At 74.3% G+C, this 15,911-nt stretch carries 15 protein-coding genes; 5 read left to right on the top strand and 10 right to left on the bottom strand.

Annotated features, from left to right (window positions below; all coding sequences use genetic code 11):
- Positions 1-130: 130 nt before the first annotated feature.
- Together AC3ERT_RS07780 and AC3ERT_RS07775 are read left to right on the top strand one after the other, a co-directional pair.
- On the top strand, positions 131-559 hold the full coding sequence (locus tag AC3ERT_RS07780) for an organic hydroperoxide resistance protein (protein WP_335983226.1): 429 nt from the start codon (positions 131-133) through the stop codon (positions 557-559).
- Between the two features lie 178 nt (positions 560-737).
- Entirely contained in the window at positions 738-3,242 is a 2,505-nt protein-coding gene (locus AC3ERT_RS07775; protein ID WP_435173363.1) for a beta-glucosidase family protein, read from the top strand.
- 19 nt (positions 3,243-3,261) lie between these two features.
- Here the strand turns inward: AC3ERT_RS07775 and AC3ERT_RS07770 are convergent, their stop codons facing one another.
- Complete coding sequence (locus AC3ERT_RS07770; RefSeq protein ID WP_435126560.1) at positions 3,262-4,209, bottom strand: SGNH/GDSL hydrolase family protein; 948 nt, start codon at positions 4,207-4,209, stop codon at positions 3,262-3,264.
- A gap of 265 nt (positions 4,210-4,474) precedes the next feature.
- Here AC3ERT_RS07770 and AC3ERT_RS07765 point away from each other — a divergent pair, with 265 nt between their 5' ends.
- Both AC3ERT_RS07765 and AC3ERT_RS07760 read left to right on the top strand, forming a co-directional pair.
- Positions 4,475-4,969 (top strand): DUF3145 domain-containing protein, encoded by a 495-nt coding sequence (locus AC3ERT_RS07765; protein ID WP_335983220.1) that lies wholly within the window; start codon positions 4,475-4,477, stop codon positions 4,967-4,969.
- 81 nt (positions 4,970-5,050) lie between these two features.
- Positions 5,051-5,929, top strand: coding sequence for an NAD(P)-dependent oxidoreductase (locus AC3ERT_RS07760; RefSeq protein WP_435173361.1), 879 nt, complete (start codon positions 5,051-5,053; stop codon positions 5,927-5,929).
- Positions 5,930-6,172: 243 nt separating this feature from the next.
- Here AC3ERT_RS07760 and AC3ERT_RS07755 read toward each other — a convergent pair whose 3' ends face one another.
- The 7 genes from AC3ERT_RS07755 to AC3ERT_RS07725 all read right to left on the bottom strand — a co-directional run bounded on the left by AC3ERT_RS07755 (position 6,173) and on the right by AC3ERT_RS07725 (position 12,791).
- Positions 6,173-7,441 carry a beta-ketoacyl-[acyl-carrier-protein] synthase family protein gene (locus tag AC3ERT_RS07755; protein ID WP_435126554.1) on the bottom strand — a complete coding sequence of 423 codons (1,269 nt, stop codon included), beginning with the start codon at positions 7,439-7,441 and terminating at the stop codon, positions 6,173-6,175.
- A gap of 108 nt (positions 7,442-7,549) precedes the next feature.
- Positions 7,550-7,795 carry an acyl carrier protein gene (locus AC3ERT_RS07750; protein ID WP_335983214.1) on the bottom strand — a complete coding sequence of 82 codons (246 nt, stop codon included), beginning with the start codon at positions 7,793-7,795 and terminating at the stop codon, positions 7,550-7,552.
- Between the two features lie 68 nt (positions 7,796-7,863).
- Complete coding sequence (locus tag AC3ERT_RS07745) at positions 7,864-8,898, bottom strand: ketoacyl-ACP synthase III (RefSeq protein ID WP_435173360.1); 1,035 nt, start codon at positions 8,896-8,898, stop codon at positions 7,864-7,866.
- Positions 8,895-9,890 (bottom strand): ACP S-malonyltransferase, encoded by a 996-nt coding sequence (locus AC3ERT_RS07740; protein WP_435173359.1) that lies wholly within the window; start codon positions 9,888-9,890, stop codon positions 8,895-8,897. The genes AC3ERT_RS07745 and AC3ERT_RS07740 overlap by 4 nt, the downstream gene beginning before the upstream one ends.
- Positions 9,891-9,980: 90 nt before the next feature.
- Positions 9,981-11,120 (bottom strand): PucR family transcriptional regulator, encoded by a 1,140-nt coding sequence (locus AC3ERT_RS07735; protein ID WP_335983320.1) that lies wholly within the window; start codon positions 11,118-11,120, stop codon positions 9,981-9,983.
- Between the two features lie 139 nt (positions 11,121-11,259).
- Positions 11,260-11,973: a pirin family protein gene (locus AC3ERT_RS07730; protein WP_435173357.1), complete on the bottom strand. Its 714-nt coding sequence runs from the start codon at positions 11,971-11,973 to the stop codon at positions 11,260-11,262.
- The gene (locus tag AC3ERT_RS07725) at positions 11,970-12,791 is read right to left on the bottom strand and encodes a serine hydrolase domain-containing protein (protein ID WP_435173355.1); all 822 of its coding nucleotides are present in this window, start codon (positions 12,789-12,791) and stop codon (positions 11,970-11,972) included. The genes AC3ERT_RS07730 and AC3ERT_RS07725 overlap by 4 nt, the downstream gene beginning before the upstream one ends.
- A gap of 296 nt (positions 12,792-13,087) precedes the next feature.
- Here AC3ERT_RS07725 and AC3ERT_RS07720 point away from each other — a divergent pair, with 296 nt between their 5' ends.
- On the top strand, positions 13,088-13,549 hold the full coding sequence (locus AC3ERT_RS07720; RefSeq protein WP_435173354.1) for a MerR family transcriptional regulator: 462 nt from the start codon (positions 13,088-13,090) through the stop codon (positions 13,547-13,549).
- Positions 13,550-13,561: 12 nt separating this feature from the next.
- Here AC3ERT_RS07720 and AC3ERT_RS07715 read toward each other — a convergent pair whose 3' ends face one another.
- Together AC3ERT_RS07715 and AC3ERT_RS07710 are read right to left on the bottom strand one after the other, a co-directional pair.
- Positions 13,562-14,287 (bottom strand): DUF4429 domain-containing protein, encoded by a 726-nt coding sequence (locus AC3ERT_RS07715; protein ID WP_435173352.1) that lies wholly within the window; start codon positions 14,285-14,287, stop codon positions 13,562-13,564.
- A gap of 54 nt (positions 14,288-14,341) precedes the next feature.
- Positions 14,342-15,571, bottom strand: a complete 1,230-nt coding sequence (locus tag AC3ERT_RS07710; protein ID WP_435173350.1) for an alpha/beta hydrolase — start codon at positions 15,569-15,571, stop codon at positions 14,342-14,344.
- Positions 15,572-15,911 lie beyond the last annotated feature (340 nt).

Raw genomic sequence — 15,911 nt, 5'->3', positions numbered from 1 at the left:
GGTAGCGGTTTCCTTGACAAGCTGAAATATCAAGGACATCGTTCATCAGGCAGCAGAACCTCACTGGCGCCCCCGTGCGCACGCCCGTCCCACGCGTGCGCACACCACCGTTCCGCAGGAGGAACCGTTCATGACCATCAAGTCCGTCAATGTCCTGTACACGGCGGTCGCCACCGCGGAGAACGGCCGGGACGGCCGGGTCGCGAGTGACGACGGCAAGCTCGACGTGGTGGTCAACCCGCCCAAGGAGCTGGGCGGCAGCGGCGCGGGCACCAACCCCGAGCAGCTCTTCGCGGCCGGCTACAGCGCCTGCTTCCAGGGCGCGCTGGGCGTGGTGGCCCGCCAGGCGAAGGCGGACATCTCCGGTTCGCGCGTCACCGCGAAGGTCGGCTTCGGCACCGTCGAGGGCGGCGGCTACGGCCTGACCGTCGAGATCGCCGCGTCGATCCCGGCCGTGGACGAGGCCACCGCCAAGGACCTGCTGGAGAAGGCGCACCAGGTGTGCCCGTACTCCAACGCCACCCGCGGCAACGTGGCAGTGACGCTCACCGTCGTCTGACCCGCCTCGCACCGCACGTCCGCTCGCCCCCCGGCCGCCCGCCGGGGGGCGAGCGCCGTTCCGCGCCGGGCGCGCCGCGGGTCTCCTCCCGGGCGGGGTGCCGCGGTGATACTGGGGCGCGGGTCACCGGTCACCGGTCACGGGTCACGGGTCGACGGCGTCGGCGAAGGGATGCGGCATGGCGGAGCGGGGCACGGGCGAGGACACGGCCGAACAGGCGGTGGCACGGGCGCTGGCACGGCTGGACCTGGCGGCGAAGGCCGACCTGCTGGCCGGCCGCGACATGTGGGCGCTGCGCCCGCTGCCGGAGATCGGGCTCGGCGAACTGGTGATGTCCGACGGCCCGATCGGCGTACGGGGCCGGCGCTGGACTGCGGTGGACCCGTCCGTCGCGCTGCCCAGCCCCACCGCCCTCGCGGCCGCCTGGGACCCCGCGCTGGCCCGCCGGGCCGGCCGGCTGCTGGCCCAGGAGGCGCGCCGCAAGGGCGTCCACGTGCTGCTGGCGCCCACGGTGAACCTCCACCGCAGCCCGCTCGGCGGGCGGCACTTCGAGGCGTACAGCGAGGACCCCTACCTGACCGGCGTGATCGGCACCGCCTACGTGCGGGGCGTGCAGGACGGCGGCATCGGCGTCACCGTCAAGCACTTCGTGGCCAACGACGCCGAGACCGAGCGCTTCACCGTGAACAACACCGTCGGCGCGCGGGCCCTGCGCGAGTTGTACCTCGCGCCCTTCGAGGCGATCGTGCGGGACGCCCGGCCCTGGGGCGTGATGGCGGCGTACAACGCGGTGAACGGCGTGCCGATGACCGAGCACGCGCAGTTGCTGCGCGGGGTGCTGCGCGAGGAGTGGGGCTTCGACGGGGTGGTGGTCTCCGACTGGTTCGGCGCGCGGTCCACGGTGGGCGCGATCCGCGGCGGCCTGGACCTGGCGATGCCCGGCCCGGTGACGGTCTACGGCGAGGCGCTGGCCGCCGCGGTCCGCTCCGGCGAGGTGGACGAGCAACTGGTCGACGAGGCGGCCGCGCGCGTGCTGCGGCTGGCCGCGCGGGCCGGGCTGCTGGCCGGGGCGCCCGCCGAGGCCGCGGCGCCCCCGCCCGCGGTCGACGGGGCGGCCCTGGCCCGCGAGATCGCGGTCCGCGGCTGCGTGCTGCTGAGCAACGCGCCGCGGCCCGGACGCCCGGCGCTGCCGATCGACCCGTACGGCGGCGGGATCGCGCTGATCGGCGCCGCCGCCCGGCACGCCCGCGTCCTCGGCGGCGGCTCCGCGCAGGTCTTCCCCGACCACGTGGTCTCGCCGCTGGACGGGCTGCGGGCCGCGCTGCCGCGCCAGGTGCCGCTGGTGTACGCCACGGGCGCTGACCCGAGCGACGAACTGGCGCCCGCCGGCGAGGGGTTCACACTGCGCGCGGTCGCGCTGGACGCGGGCGGCCGGGAGCTGGGCAGCGAGCCGCTGCCCAGCGGCCAGGTGCAGTGGATGGGCGACCTGCCCGAGGGCGTGGCCTACGAGGAGCTGAGCGCGGTCGAGGTGCGCGGCGTGTTCGTCCCGGCCGTGGCGGGCGCGCACCGCTTCGGCACCCGCGGCAACGGCGGCTTCCGGTTGGAGGTCGCCGGCCAGGTGCTCTTCGACGGGGTGCAGTCCGACCCGCACGAGGACCCGTTCGAGGCGTTCTTCGGCCGCCCGGCCGAGCGCGGCGGCGTCGAACTGCCCGCGGGCGAACCGGTCGAGGTGGCGCTGCGCTACACGCTGCCGCCGGAACTGGCCGAACTGCCGATCCAGGCAGTCGGGTTCAGCCTGCTGCACGGCGAACCGGAGCGGGACCCGGAGGAGTTGCTGGCGGAGGCGGTCGCGGTGGCGGCCGCGGCCGAGACGGCGGTGGTGGTCGTGGCGACCACCGAGCGGGTGGAGTCCGAGGGCTTCGACCGGACCGGCCTGCGGCTGCCGGGGCGGCAGGACGAGCTGGTGGCGCGGGTGGCCGCGGTCAACCCCCGCACGGTGGTGGTGGTCAACGCCGGTGCGCCGGTGGAGCTGCCGTGGCGCGAGGAGGTCGCGGCGGTGCTGCTGGCGTGGTTCCCCGGCCAGGAGGCGGGCGCGGCGCTCGCCGACGTGCTGCTGGGCGCCGAGGAGCCGGGCGGCCGGCTGCCCACCACCTGGCCGGCGAGCCTCACCGACGCCCCGGTCTCCCAGGTCACCCCGGTGGAGGGCGAACTCGCCTACGACGAGGGCCTGTTCATCGGCTACCGCGCCTGGGCCGCCCGCGGCGGCCCCGACCCGGCCTACCCCTTCGGGCACGGACTGGGCTACACCTCCTGGGAGTACACCGCGATCGAGGCGCAACCGTCCGCGGACGAGGGCGTGTTGGCCACGGTCCGGGTCGCGGTGCGCAACAGCGGCGGCCGGGCCGGGCGGGAGGTCGTGCAGCTCTACCTCACGCCGCCCGGCGGCACCCGGCGGCTGGCCGCCTTCGCCGCGGTGGCGGCGGCGCCGGGCGAGAGCGCCGAAGCGGTGCTGCGCGTGCCGTCGCGGGCCGCGGAGTTCTGGGACGAGGCGGCGGGCGCCTGGCGGCCGGAGCCGGGCCCGTACGTCCTCGACGCGGGCCGCTCCAGCGCCGACCCGCGCCTGACCGCGCCCCTGCCGCAACCGGCGGAAGCCCCGCCCGCGACCCCGCCCGAAAAGCCGTAGCAGCCCCGTCCGGAAGGTTCTAGCTCGGCGGGCGGGACGCCACCGCCGCCATGATGCGGGCCAGTTGGGACTGCCCCTGCTGGTTCGGGTGGAACCAGTCCCAGGTGCTGAGGTCGCCGGTGCCGAAGCGGTAGGCGAAGACGGCGCCGCCGTCGTAGCGGCAGCGCCGGTAGGTCGCGCAGACCTGCCCGAGCACCGTGTTGTACGCCTGCACCCGGGTGCGCACCGCGGTGCGGCGCTGGGTGGCGGCGGCGCTGTCGGAGGTCGGGTCGTCGAGCATCGTGGGGCACAGGCCGAGCTTCCACACCTCGCGGCCCAGCAGGTTGGAGCGGCCGACCGACCACAGCCGCTCCAGGTCGGGGATGCTCGCCACCAGCACCTGCGTGGCCGGCAGCGCGCGGTGCAGGTAGGCCAGGGTGGCGGCGACGGAGGCGCGGAAGGCGGCGACGGACGTCATCGTGCCGGTGTCGGCCGCGCACGCGTCGTTCGCGCCGATGAGGACCGTCACCATCGCCGGGTGGTGGGCCGCGGCGGCCCGCGCCTGGGCGGGCAGGTCGGCGGCGTGCGCCCCGGACTGCGCCAGGTTCCAGCTGCGGGCCGCGCCCAGCCGGGCGCTGACGCTGTCCACCTGCTGCCGGCCGCCGGTCGCCCAGGAGACGTCCGGGCAGTCCGACAGCGGGTGGCAGGCGTCGAAGCCGCGGGTGATGGAGTCGCCGATCGCGGCGACGCTGCCCGGGCGGGTGTTCCACGGCCGGGCGGGCGGGCGCGCGGCGGCGGACGGCGCGGCGGACGCCGAGGGCGGCGCCGAAGGGGAGCCCGAGCGCGGCGCGGTGGCGGTCGCGGAATGCGACGTGTGTGCGGCAGCCGTCCGTCGGCCACCGTCCGGCGCGCCGCCGCCGGCACCGCATCCGCCCAGCAGAGCAGCGGTCACGGTGAGTGCCAGAGCAAGTCCCGACAGCTTGCGCATGCGCTTTCCTCCCGGTTCCCTCCGACGAGTGGGTGACATCTGCCGTCGGCCCGACCGTACGCCACCCCCGGGAAGACGTCGCAGGGTAGCTTTTCCCCTGACAGGTGTACCGATCTGACGGGAGGTCGACGTCCGGCGGACGACAGGACGGAAGTTGTCCTGATTCAGCTGAATAGTGCAGAATGTGGCATGTTGCCCCGGGTTCAACCAGTACGAGGGTGAGGCCGCTGGGGAAGGCGAACCTCGTCCCACACTGGAGGAACCGGTGACGACACGTGGAGTTCTGTACGTGCACGCCGCACCGCGCGCGCTGTGCCCACATGTGGAGTGGGCCGTCGCGGGCGTCCTCGGCGTGCGTGTCAACCTCGACTGGGTCCGGCAGCCCGCGGCTCCGGGCACCTGGCGCGCCGAGTTCTCCTGGCAGGGTGAGCCCGGCACCGCCTCGAAACTCGCGTCCGCGCTGCGCGGTTGGCAGCTCGTACGCTTCGAGGTGACCGCGGAGCCGTGTGCGACCGCCGAGGGCGAGCGCTACAGCGCGACCCCCGAACTCGGCATCTTCCACGCGGTCATCGGCATGCACGGCGACATCCTCATCCCCGAGGACCGGCTGCGCGCGGCCATGCAGCGCGCCCGCAAGGGCGAGGCCGACCTCGAGGCCGAGCTGTCCCGCCTGCTCGGCAAGCCCTGGGACGACGAACTGGAGCCCTTCCGCTACGCCGGCGAGGGCGCCCCGGTGCGCTGGCTGCACCAGGTGGTCTGAGGTACGACCAGCCGGACGACCGCGCCCGCCCCCGCCGTACGCCCTCCCGCGTTCGCCGCGCCGGGGCAATAGCCTGCTGGCATGTCATCGCAGAAGCTCACCGTCGCAGTCCTGGGCACCGGCATCATGGGCGCCGGTATGGCCCGCAACCTCGCCGCCGCCGGACACGACGTCCGCGCCTGGAACCGTACGATTGCCCGCGCGCAGCCGCTCGCCGACGCCGGGGTCCAGGTCACCGCGGACCCCGCGGCGGCGGTCACCGGCGCGGACGTGGTGCTCACGATGCTGCTCGACGGCCCCGCCGTGCTCGACGTGATGCGCACCGCCGGGCCCGCGCTGACCCGGGGCGCGGTGTGGGTGCAGAGCAGCACGGTCGGGCCGGACGCGCAGAGCGAACTCGCCGCCGTCGCCGCGGCGGGCGGGCTGCTCTTTCTCGACGCACCCGTCCTCGGCACCAAAGCGCCCGCCGAGAGCGGTCAGTTGACGGTGCTCGTGGCCGGGCCCGCCGCTGCCAGGGCGCTGGCCGGGCCGGTCTTCGAAGCGATCGGCAGCAAGGTGATCCATGTCGGCGACGACGGGGACGGCGGCGCCGCCAGCGCGCTCAAACTGGTGCTCAACAGCTGGGTGCTGGCCATCACGAACGCCGCCGGCGAGGTGATGGCGCTCGCGAAGGGGCTCGGGGTCGACCCCGACCGCTTCTTCGAGGCCATCGAGGGCGGCCCGATGGACACGCCCTACCTCCGCCTCAAGGCGTCCGCGATCCGCGCCGGCGACTACTCCCCGTCCTTCACGGTCGAGGGTGCGCTCAAGGACCTCACGCTCATCGTCGACGCGGCGGAACGGCGCGGGGTCCGGCTCGACGTCGCCGCCGCGGGCGCGGAACGCTTCCGCCGTGCCCTCGACCAAGGACACGGCGGAGACGACATGGCCGCGGCGTACTTCGCCAGCTTCCCGGGGTAACGGGACCCCCCGGGGTGGTGCGTTGTGTCGGTTCAGGGACCACCTGCCGGTGGGGGGCTTGTCGCGCCGTTCCGCCCCCAGAGCGCTTCGCCTGGGAGGTGCCCCCAGCGCCACCTGGATTTGCCCGGGTACTCCCGGGGCAAGCACGCGGCGCGCCCCAAGGGGCGCGGGGAACTGCGCGACGAGCCACCCACGGACCGCAAGGTCCTGGGACTACGGGTCCAGGCAGCCCGGAAGGTCCCGTTACTGCGGCAGTGTCCGGAGCGCGAGGACGACGTTGTGCCCGCCGAACCCGAAGGAGTCGTTCAACGCGGCGATGGTGCCGGTAGGCAGCTCACGGGGCTGGTCGCGGACGACGTCCGCGTCCATCTCGGGGTCCGGGTTGACCAGGTTGATCGTGGGCGGCGCGATCCGGTGGTGGAGCGCGAGCACCGTCGTGACCGTCTCGATCCCGCCGGCCCCGCCGAGCAGGTGCCCGGTCATCGACTTGGTCGCGGAGATCGCGATGTGGTCGACGTCGTCGCCGAACACCTTGCGCAGCGCCTTGAGTTCGGCGATGTCCCCCTGCGGGGTGGACGTCGCGTGCGCGTTGGCGTGCACGATCTCCGCCGGCTTGATGTCCGTGTTCTCCAGCAGGTGCTGGAGCGCGGACGCGATCCCGCGGCCGGACGGCTCCGGCTGCGTGATGTGGTGCGCGTCGGCCGAGATGCCCTGGCCGACCGCTTCGCAGTAGGCCCGCGCGCCGCGCGCCGCCGCGTGCTCCGCGGACTCCAGGACCACCACGCCGGCCCCCTCGCCGAGCACGAAGCCGTTGCGGGCCGCGTCGTAGGGACGGGACGCGCCCTGCGGGTCCTCGTTGTTCTTGGACATCGCCATCATGTTGCCGAACGCCACGATCGGCAGCGGGTGGATCGCCGCCTCGGTGCCGCCGGCCACCACCACGTCGGCCCGGCCGGTGCGGATCATCTCGATCGCGTAGCCGATCGCCTCCGCGCCGGACGCGCAGGCGCTGACGGGGGTGTGGACGCCCGCGCGGGCGTTGACGTCGATACCGACGTTCGCGGCCGGGCTGTTGGGCATCAGCATCGGCACGGTGTGCGGGGAGACCTTGCGGACCCCCTGGTTCTTCAGAACGTCGTACTGGTCGAGCAGGGTGGTGACGCCGCCGATGCCGGAGGCGATCACCGTGCCGAGCCGGTCCGGGTCGACCGAGGGGTCCTCCCCGGCCTTCGCGGTGAACCCGGCGTCGGCCCACGCCTCGCGCGCGGCGATCAGCGCGAACTGCGCGCTGCGGTCGAGCTTGCGGGCGACCGGGCGGGGCAGGACCTCGCCCGGCTCCACCGCGATGCCGGCCGCGATCCGCACCGGCAGTTCGGCGGCCCAGTCCTGCGTAAGCGTCCGGACACCGGAACGGCCGGCCAGCATGGCGTCCCAGGTCGACGCGCTGTCGCCACCCAGAGGTGTGGTTGCTCCGATACCGGTGACGACCACGGTGCGATTGGTCGGGCTCACAGGAATTGTCTCTCCACGTCTAGAAGGGCGGGCGACAGGCGCGTCGTCCGGGTGTTCACAGGTCCGCCGGGGACCCGCGGCGGGGGATGAGGCCGCGGTGGGGTCCGCTCAGCCCTGGGCCTTGAGGATGTAGTCGACCGCGTCGCCGACCGTCTTGAGGTTCTTGACGTCGTCGTCCGGGATCTTCACGTTGAACTGCTCCTCGGCCGCCACGACGACCTCGACCATGGACAGCGAGTCGACGTCCAGGTCGTCGGTGAAGGACTTGTCGAGCTGCACGTCCTCGGTGGGGATGCCGGCGATCTCGTTCACGATGTCGGCGAGACCCGCGACGATCTCTTCCTTGGTGGCCATCTTTACGGCGCTCCTTGATGTGTTGCTGTGCGATGCGGCGTGCGGGACTGCGGCGCCGCGAGGTGTGTCTAGGGGAGAGTAACGACCGTGGCCGCGTAGACCAGCCCCGCCCCGAAACCGATGATCAGTGCGGTGTCGCCACTCTTGGCCGCACCGGAGGCGAGCAGCCGCTCCATCGCCAGCGGGATGGAGGCCGCCGAGGTGTTGCCGGTGGTCTCGATGTCCCGGGCGACCGCGACGTGTTCGGGCAGCTTGAGGGCCTTGATCATGGAGTCGATGATCCGCATGTTGGCCTGGTGCGGGATGAAGGCGTCGAGGTCCTCGGCGGCCACGCCGGCGGCGTCCAGCGCCTCCTGGGCGACCCGGGCCATCTCGTACACCGCCCAGCGGAAGACCGCCTGGCCCTCCTGCGTGATCGCGGGGAACTTGACCTCGCCGCGGGTGTCGACCGGCAGCTGTGAGGTGTCGCCGGAGCGGAACGCGTCCCACGCCACCGTCTGGGTGATGGTGCCGGCCTTGTCGCCCTCCGAGCCCCAGACGGTCGGCCCTATGGCGGGCTCCTTGGCCGGGCCGAGCACGACCGCGCCCGCGCCGTCGCCGAAGAGGAACGCGGTCGCCCGGTCCTCCTTGTCGGTGAGGTCGCTGAGCCGCTCCACACCGATCACCAGGACATGCCGGGCGGACCCGTCGGTGATCATGCCCTTGCCGAGGGTCAGGCCGTAGGTGAAGCCCGCGCAGCCGGCCGAGATGTCGAACGCGGCCGGCTTGCCCGCGCCGATCCGGTGGGCGATCTCGGTGGCGATCGCCGGGGTCTGCTTGAAGTGCGAGACGGTCGCGACCACGACCGCGTCGATGTCGGCGGCGTCGAGCCCGGCGTCGGCGATCGCCTTGCCGGCGGCCTCGATCGACATCTCGGCGACCGTCTCGTCCGGCCCGGCCCAGTGCCGGGAGGCGATCCCGGAGCGGGACCTGATCCACTCGTCGCTGGAGTCGATGTGCTCGAGGATCACCTCGTTGGGCACCACCCGGACCGGGCGGTAGCCGCCCACGCCGACGATGCGGGCGTACGGAGCACCTTTGCTGGGGCTGATCTTCGCTGTCATCGCTGCGGGTGCTCCTTCGTCGCGTCCTGGGAGGGGGCGTCTTCCGGTCGGTCCTGCGGCGGAACGCCCGCCGCCTCCGCGGCCAGCTCGCGCGCGGCGTCGAGCTGGTCCGGTGTCTTCAGCGCCAGGGTGCGGACGCCGGGCAGGGCGCGCTTGGCGATACCCACCAGCGTGCCGCCGGGGGAGACCTCGATGATCGCGGTGACCCCGAGCTGCTTGAACGTTTCCATGCACAGGTCCCAGCGCACCGGGTGCGAGACCTGGTTGACCAGCCGGCCCACGACGTCCGCGCCCTTGTCCACCTTCTGCCCGTCCGCGTTCGAGACATACGGCAGCGACGGGTCGGAAACGGTCAGCGTCGGCGCGAGCGCCTCCAGCGCGGCCACCGCCGGCGCCATGTGGTCGGTGTGGAACGCGCCGGCCACCGCCAGCGGCCGGACCCGGGCGCCCTCGGGCTTCTGTTCGGCGAGTGCCGCCAGCTGCTCCAGGGTGCCGGCCGCCACGATCTGCCCGGCGCCGTTGATGTTCGCCGGGGTCAGCCCCAGCCCGGCCAGGTGGGCGACGACCGTGTCCTGGTCGCCGCCGAGCACCGCGGACATGCCGGTCTCGGTGACCGCGGCAGCCTCGGCCATCGCCCGGCCGCGGGCGGCCACGAACGCCAGCGCGTCCTGCTCGGTCAGCACGCCGGCGAGCACCGCCGCGGTGATCTCGCCGACGCTGTGCCCGGCGACCGCGTCGGGCCGCCCGGCGGCGCCGTCGCGGAACACGCCGAGCTCACCGGCGGACAGCAACCCGGCTGCCACCAGCAGCGGTTGGGCCACCTTGGTGTCGCGGATCTCGTCCGCGTCGGCCTTCGTGCCGTAGTGGACGAGGTCGAGGCCGACCGCGTCGGACCAGCCCGCGAGCCGGTCGGCAGCGCCGGGCAGGTCGAGCCAGGGAGACAGGAAGCCGGGCGACTGGGCGCCTTGGCCGGGAGCGACGAGTACGAGCACGTTCACACTCTCTCTCGCGGGCGGGTGTCACCGCCCGTGGGGACAAGGACGAAGAAGTGTCAGCCGATTTGTGGGTGTCCAACAAACGTGTCAGCGCCGCGGGTCCTTGTCGGAGAGTCGGCCCAGGATCAGGGCGATGCGCAGGGTGAACGCCGAACGTACGTCGGAAGGTGACCAGCCGGTGACGTCGGTCACACGTCGTAGCCGGTAGCGCACCGTATTGGGGTGCACGAACAGCATGCGCGCGGCCCCTTCCAGCGAGGACGCCTGCTCCAGGTAGACACTCAGAGTCTCCAGTAGCGCCGAGCCCGCCTCTTCCAGCGGCCTGTAGATCTCCTCCACCAGCTGACTGCGAGCATAGCGGTCGCCCGCCATCGCACGCTCCGGCAGCAGATCGTCGGTGAGTACCGGGCGTGGCGCGTCCGGCCAGGCCCGGCACGCCTTGAGCCCGGCGGCCGCGGCCTGCGCGGACCGGGTCGCCGACAGCAGGTCGCCGACCACCGGGCCGGCCACCACCGGACCCGGCGCGAACGGCCCGATCAGCGCCTTCGCCACCCGGATCGGGTCGTCGTCGCCCCCGGCGATCACCACCAGCCGCTCGCCGAGCACCCCGGTCAGCACCTGGAGCTTCGCGTGCCGGGAGGCCCGGCGGATCGCCTCCACGGTCAGCTCGCTGTCGCCGTTGGGCGCGGTGCCGAGCACCACCACGATCTTGTCCGGCGAGTTCCAGCCGAGCGCGGCGGCCCGCGACAGCACGCCCTCGTCGGCCTCCCCGGAGAGCACCGCGTTGACCACCAGCGACTCCAGCCGGGCGTCCCACGCGCCGCGCGCCTCGGCGGCCTGCGCGTAGACCTGCGCGGTGGCGAAGGCGATCTCCCGGGCGTAGACGAGCAGCGCCTCGCGCAGCACGCCCTCGTCGCCGGGCGCGGCCACCTCGTCGATCGCGGACTCCATGACCTCGATGGTGGTGCGCACCATCTCCACGGTCTGGCGCAGCGAGATCGCCCGGGTCAGCTCGCGCGGGGCGGTGCCGAAGACGTCGGTGCTGATCGCCTGCGGTGCCTCGGGGTGGCGGAACCACTCGGTGAACGCGGCGATACCGGCCTGCGCGACGAGCCCGATCCAGCTGCGGTTCTCCGGGGGCATCGCCCGGTACCAGGGCAGTTGCTCGTCCATCCGCGCGATGGCGTGTGCGGCCAGCCGCCCGGCGGACTTCTCCAGCCGGCGCAGGGTCGCGGTGTGGTCGCCGCGGGGCGGCTCGGATCGGGCGGGCCGGGACGGCCGCTGCGGCGGGTTCTGCGCGGAAGGAGGCACGGTCCAAGCCTGCCTTATGGCCGCGGTCACTCGGGGGGCGGGTTGTCCGTTTCGGTCATCCGTAGGTGGGCTCGGCGGTCATCCGCCAGACCAGGTACTCCGCGTCCGGGGCCGAGTCGGCCCGCCGCGCGGGGGCGTCGGTGGCGCGCAGGGCGTCGCCCGGGCCGAGCCGCGCGGCGCCGATCCGGACCCGGCCGCGCAGCACATGCACGTACTGGAACGGGGCGGCCGGCAGGTCCTGCGCGCCGCGGGCCAGGTGCAGCGCGGCGTGCGGCTGGCGCAGCGGCAGCGCGGCGCCCGGGGCGGCGGAGGCGAGCGGGAACAGCCCCGGCCCGGCCGGTACGGCGCCGGCGGCGACGGTGTGCCGGGGCGGGCCGCCGGCCGGGTCCGGGTGCAGCCACATCTGGAGGAAGCGCAGGGGCGCGGGGCCGGGGTTGCGCTCCACGTGGCGCACGCCGGCGCCCGCGCTGAGCAGTTGGGCGTCGCCCGCGCGCAGCCTGGTCGCGGTGCCGTCGGCGTCGCGGTGCTCCAGCTCGCCCTCGATCACCCAGGTGACGATCTCGGTGTCGCGGTGCGTGTGCTCGGCGAAGCCCGCGCCGGGGGCGAGGCGCTCCTCGTTGCAGGCCAGCAGCATCCCGAACCGCAGGTTCGCCGGGTCGTAGAAGTCCGCGAAGGAGAACGCGTGCAGCGTCTCGATTCCGGCCGACGGCTCCCCGCCGGGATAGCGGCGCCCGGCGGGCCAGACCTCCTCCTGCGGCTGCCCGGTCATCCGGCGGCGGGCAGTTCGGCGAGCACCGCGTCGGTCAGCGGCGGCCACGCCTGCGTCGCCCACTCGCCGAAGGGGCGGTCGGTCAGCACCGCGCAGGCCGCGCCGGCCCGCGGGTCCACCCACAGGAAGGTGCCGGACTGGCCGAAGTGGCCGAAGGTCGCGGGGGAGGAGTGGGCGCCGGTCCAGTGCGGGCGCTTGGTGGCGCGGATCTCGAAGCCCAGGCCCCAGTCGTTCGGGTCCTGCGCGCCGTAGCCGGGCAGGACGCCCTTCAGGCCCGGGAACGCCACGGAGGTCGCGGTCACGACGGTCGAGGGGTGCAGCAGCCGCGGGTCCTGGAGTTCCGCGGCGAATTTCAGCAGGTCCGCGACCGTGGAGACGCCGTCCGCGGCGGGTGAGCCCTCCAGCGCGGTGTCCGCCATGCCGAGCGGCTCCAGCACCGCCTGGCGGGCGTACTCCGCGAACGGGATGCCCGCGGCCTTCGTCAGCGCTTCGCCCAGCGCCTCGAAGCCGGTGTTGGAGTAGATGCGGCGTGTTCCGGGCAGGGCGAGGACCTTTTCGGCGTCGAAGGCGAGCCCCGAGGTGTGGGCGAGCAGGTGCCGTACCGTCGAGCCCTGCGGGCCCGCCGGGTCGTCCAGCTCGAAGACGCCCTCCTCCCACGCGACCAGCACCGCGTACGCCGCGAGCGGCTTCGTCACCGACGCCAGGGGGTACCTCCGGTGGAGGTCGCCGTACGTCCCCGCCACGGTTCCGTCCGCCCGGACCACGCCCGCGGCGGCGTTCGCCACTGGCCACTGCCCGATCATCGCCAAGCTCTCCATGGACCTGACCCTACGGGGTGCCCCCTCCGCGGAGTTGCGGGACCTTGCAGTCCGCGGTGGCTGGTCGCGCCGTTCCCCGCGCCCCTTTGGGGCGCGAGCTTCTTCCGCGGGAGTACCCGGGCGAATCCAGGGGCGCGTGGGGGTACCTCCCAGGCGAAGCTCTGGGGGAGAACGGCGCGACCAGCCCACCACCGGGGGGTGGTCCCTCAGCCGGCAGGCACCACCCACCCCGGGGGGTCGGGGGCACCCCGAACCCCCTTGCCTGGAGTGCGCTCGAAGGTCTTAGCGTGGGGGGTATGACAGTGGCGCGGGTGGGTCAGAGGCAGACGAATACCGAGGCGCACTGCGCAGCACCTGAGCCGCATATGCGGCCGGACGGCCAGGACCAGTACACGATCGGCGAGGTCGCGGCGTTCACCGGGCTGAGCGCCCACACGTTGCGGTGGTACGAGCGGATCGGGCTGATGCCGCACGTGGACCGCTCCCACACCGGCCAGCGCCGTTTCACCAACCGCGACCTGGACTGGCTGGCGTTCGTGGGGAACCTGCGGCTGACGGGGATGCCGGTCGCGGACATGGTGGCGTACGCGGAACTGGTGCGCGCCGGGGAGCACACGTTCGGCGAGCGGCACGCCCTGCTGGAGTCGACCCGGGCGGATGTGGTGCGGCGCATCGCCGAACTCCAGGGCACCCTGACGGTGCTGGACCGCAAGATCGACACGTACGCGGCCGCGCACTCCCCGAATCGCACGGCCTGAGCCCGGCAGCCGCTACGGGCGGACCCGGGCGGTGCGGATCGCGGCGAGCACGGCCGCGGCGAACGGCAGCGACTCGTGCACGGAGCCGTACCCGAGCCCGAAGACGACGCTGGCCGGGTCGCGGTCGGCGGCGGGCGGCGGCTCCGTCCGCTCCCGCGGCACCAGCCGCAGATGCCCGTGGACCTGCTCGGGCGAGCGCCACTCGACGCCGCTCAGCTCCTCGACCGGAAACGTCTGGTCCCCGGAGTTCCACTTGGCGGTGGACGCGCCGGTGCGGAACCAGTGGAAGCCGACCGTCCGGCCGTCGAACGTGGCCTTCGCGTCGTACGCCTTGAAGGAGCGCGGCGCGGAGGGGGCCGGGACGAGGAAGCGCGGGCCGGCCGGGTCGGTGCCGGCCGCGGCGGCGCGGACGGCGGCCAGCAGCACGTCCCGGGCGGTCTCGGCGAGCGACGCGCTCTGCTCGGGCAGCACCAGCCGGTAGGGGTCGGCGTTCTCCCGCAGTTGGCCGCCGGCGACCTCCATGAGCGGGTCGGCGCCCGGCCGCGGGGTCGCCCGCAGGATCAGGGTGCCGCGGCGGCCGGGTACCAGTTCCACGTCCGCCAGGGCCTCGTGCGGCACCCTCCGCTCACCGAGCGCCTGGAGCAGCCGCGACCCGCGCACCCCTCTGCTGTACCGGATCACCACGGCGTCGGGCTCGAACTCCCACACGGCGTTGCTCCCGGTCAGCGCTTCACCCATAAGGCTCAGCTTATGGCCGCCCCGGCCGCCTGTGTCCCTTATGCGCTACGCGCGTCACCAAAACAGGGGTGGGTTTTTCCGGGCGCCCATGACCCGGACAAGACCGCTGGTACGGGTGTTCCGGGTGGGGCGGATGATCTTCGAGTAGTCGCCCAGGGCGATCGCCGCGAAGTTGGCGAGGCTGGTCGTCCCGGGCACGAAGTAGCCGCCGTGCCCGTCGGCGCCCGCGGTGCTGACCACCCGGGCGCCGAAACCCGCGGAGACCGGGTCGGTGCCGTGGCCCAGCCCGGCGAACTCCACGTGCGGCACCCCGCCGATCCAGTCCCCGGCGTCCCGGGCCGCCCACACCCGCGCGCTGGTGTGGAGGGCGGCGACGTCCCGGGCGCGCATGCCCGGGCTGCCCATGACGGCGATGTCGCGGACCCGCCCGGGCGGCAGGTGCGGCGCGGCCAGCCCGCACAGCACCGAGCCGTAGGAGTGGCAGAACAGCGCCACGTCGCGGCGGCGCGGGAGCCCGGCGAGCAGCGACTCCAGCCGGCCCGCGCCTCGCGCCGCGAGGGTGCCGGTGAAGGCGTCCAGGCCGATGCCGCGCGGGGCGGTGTACCCGGCCCACGCGATCACCGCGACGCGCGCGCCGGGCCGGGCGCGGCGCTCGGCCCCGTACAGGGCGCGGGCCATCCCGGCGGTGGCGGAGTACCGCTTGGCGTCGGCGCGTTCGAAGTCGGCCAGATCGGTGTCCACGCCGGGGACGACCACCGCGATCCGGTCCGCGGTGCGCAGGTCGCCCAGCACCTCCGCGACGCGCCCGCCCCCGGTCGGGTCGAACGCGAGGATCTGCCGCCGGCCCGCCAGGAGCGAGGTGTACCGCTCCGCCAGGTCCGCCATCGCGGTACGGCCCGCCGCGGTGAGTTGGTCGCTGCGCTGGTCCGCCCGGACCGCCGCACGCTGCCGCAGCAGCGCGAGCCGGTTGGCGCCGTAGCGCAGCGCCGGGTCCACGCCGTCCAGGTTGCCGACCACCAGCGGGTAGCGCCGCACCAGCCCGAGGCGCTGGGCGCCGCTGAGCGAGGCGAAGAAACGGGCGACCGTACCGGGTGCCGCGTCCACGCCCGGCAGCCGCCTGGCCCCCACCGTGCCGTGCGCCCACGCTGCCAGCGCCGCCGCCATCGCGTCCCGCGCCGCCCGGGGCGACAGCGCCGACGTCCACCCTGTCGTCGTCAGCAGCACCACGACGACCACCAGCGCGAGCAGCGGCCGCACCACCCCGCGCCCCGGCCCGCCCCCCACGGCCCCCGGCGCCCCTGCCCCCGCCCCCGCCTGCGCCGGCACCCGGCTCCCCGCAACCACCACCGCCGCGCCGCCCCGCACCGTCACCCGCCCGATCCCCGTAAAATCACCTTCGCCCCTTTCGTCCCCGGATGCTACGACACCCCACCCCCCGCCCCCTCACATCCACCCCCACCCCGGCGGGTCCCCGTGTCGGCCAATGTCCGTGGGCGCGCGGGCGGGCTTTTCAGGGGCGCGGGGAACTGCGCGAGCAACCGTCCACCGTCGGATGGTCCGGGCACAGCCGTTGCCACCCCGCCGTGGCGGGCTTTTCAGGGGCGCGAGGAACTGCGCGAGCAAC

The organism is Actinacidiphila sp. bgisy145, from assembly GCF_057708125.1.
This window is presented reverse-complemented; position numbering and strand designations above follow the sequence as displayed.

Coding starts and splice junctions, on each gene's coding strand:
- AC3ERT_RS07770 (WP_435126560.1), bottom strand. CDS start 4,209: ATGCGCAAGCTGTCGGGACTTGCTCTGGCACTCACCGTGACCGCTGCT.
- AC3ERT_RS07745 (WP_435173360.1), bottom strand. CDS start 8,898: ATGACAGCGAAGATCAGCCCCAGCAAAGGTGCTCCGTACGCCCGCATC.
- AC3ERT_RS07780 (WP_335983226.1), top strand. CDS start 131: ATGACCATCAAGTCCGTCAATGTCCTGTACACGGCGGTCGCCACCGCG.
- AC3ERT_RS07730 (WP_435173357.1), bottom strand. CDS start 11,973: ATGACCGGGCAGCCGCAGGAGGAGGTCTGGCCCGCCGGGCGCCGCTAT.
- AC3ERT_RS07725 (WP_435173355.1), bottom strand. CDS start 12,791: ATGGAGAGCTTGGCGATGATCGGGCAGTGGCCAGTGGCGAACGCCGCC.
- AC3ERT_RS07760 (WP_435173361.1), top strand. CDS start 5,051: ATGTCATCGCAGAAGCTCACCGTCGCAGTCCTGGGCACCGGCATCATG.
- AC3ERT_RS07775 (WP_435173363.1), top strand. CDS start 738: ATGGCGGAGCGGGGCACGGGCGAGGACACGGCCGAACAGGCGGTGGCA.
- AC3ERT_RS07750 (WP_335983214.1), bottom strand. CDS start 7,795: ATGGCCACCAAGGAAGAGATCGTCGCGGGTCTCGCCGACATCGTGAAC.
- AC3ERT_RS07715 (WP_435173352.1), bottom strand. CDS start 14,287: ATGGGTGAAGCGCTGACCGGGAGCAACGCCGTGTGGGAGTTCGAGCCC.
- AC3ERT_RS07720 (WP_435173354.1), top strand. CDS start 13,088: ATGACAGTGGCGCGGGTGGGTCAGAGGCAGACGAATACCGAGGCGCAC.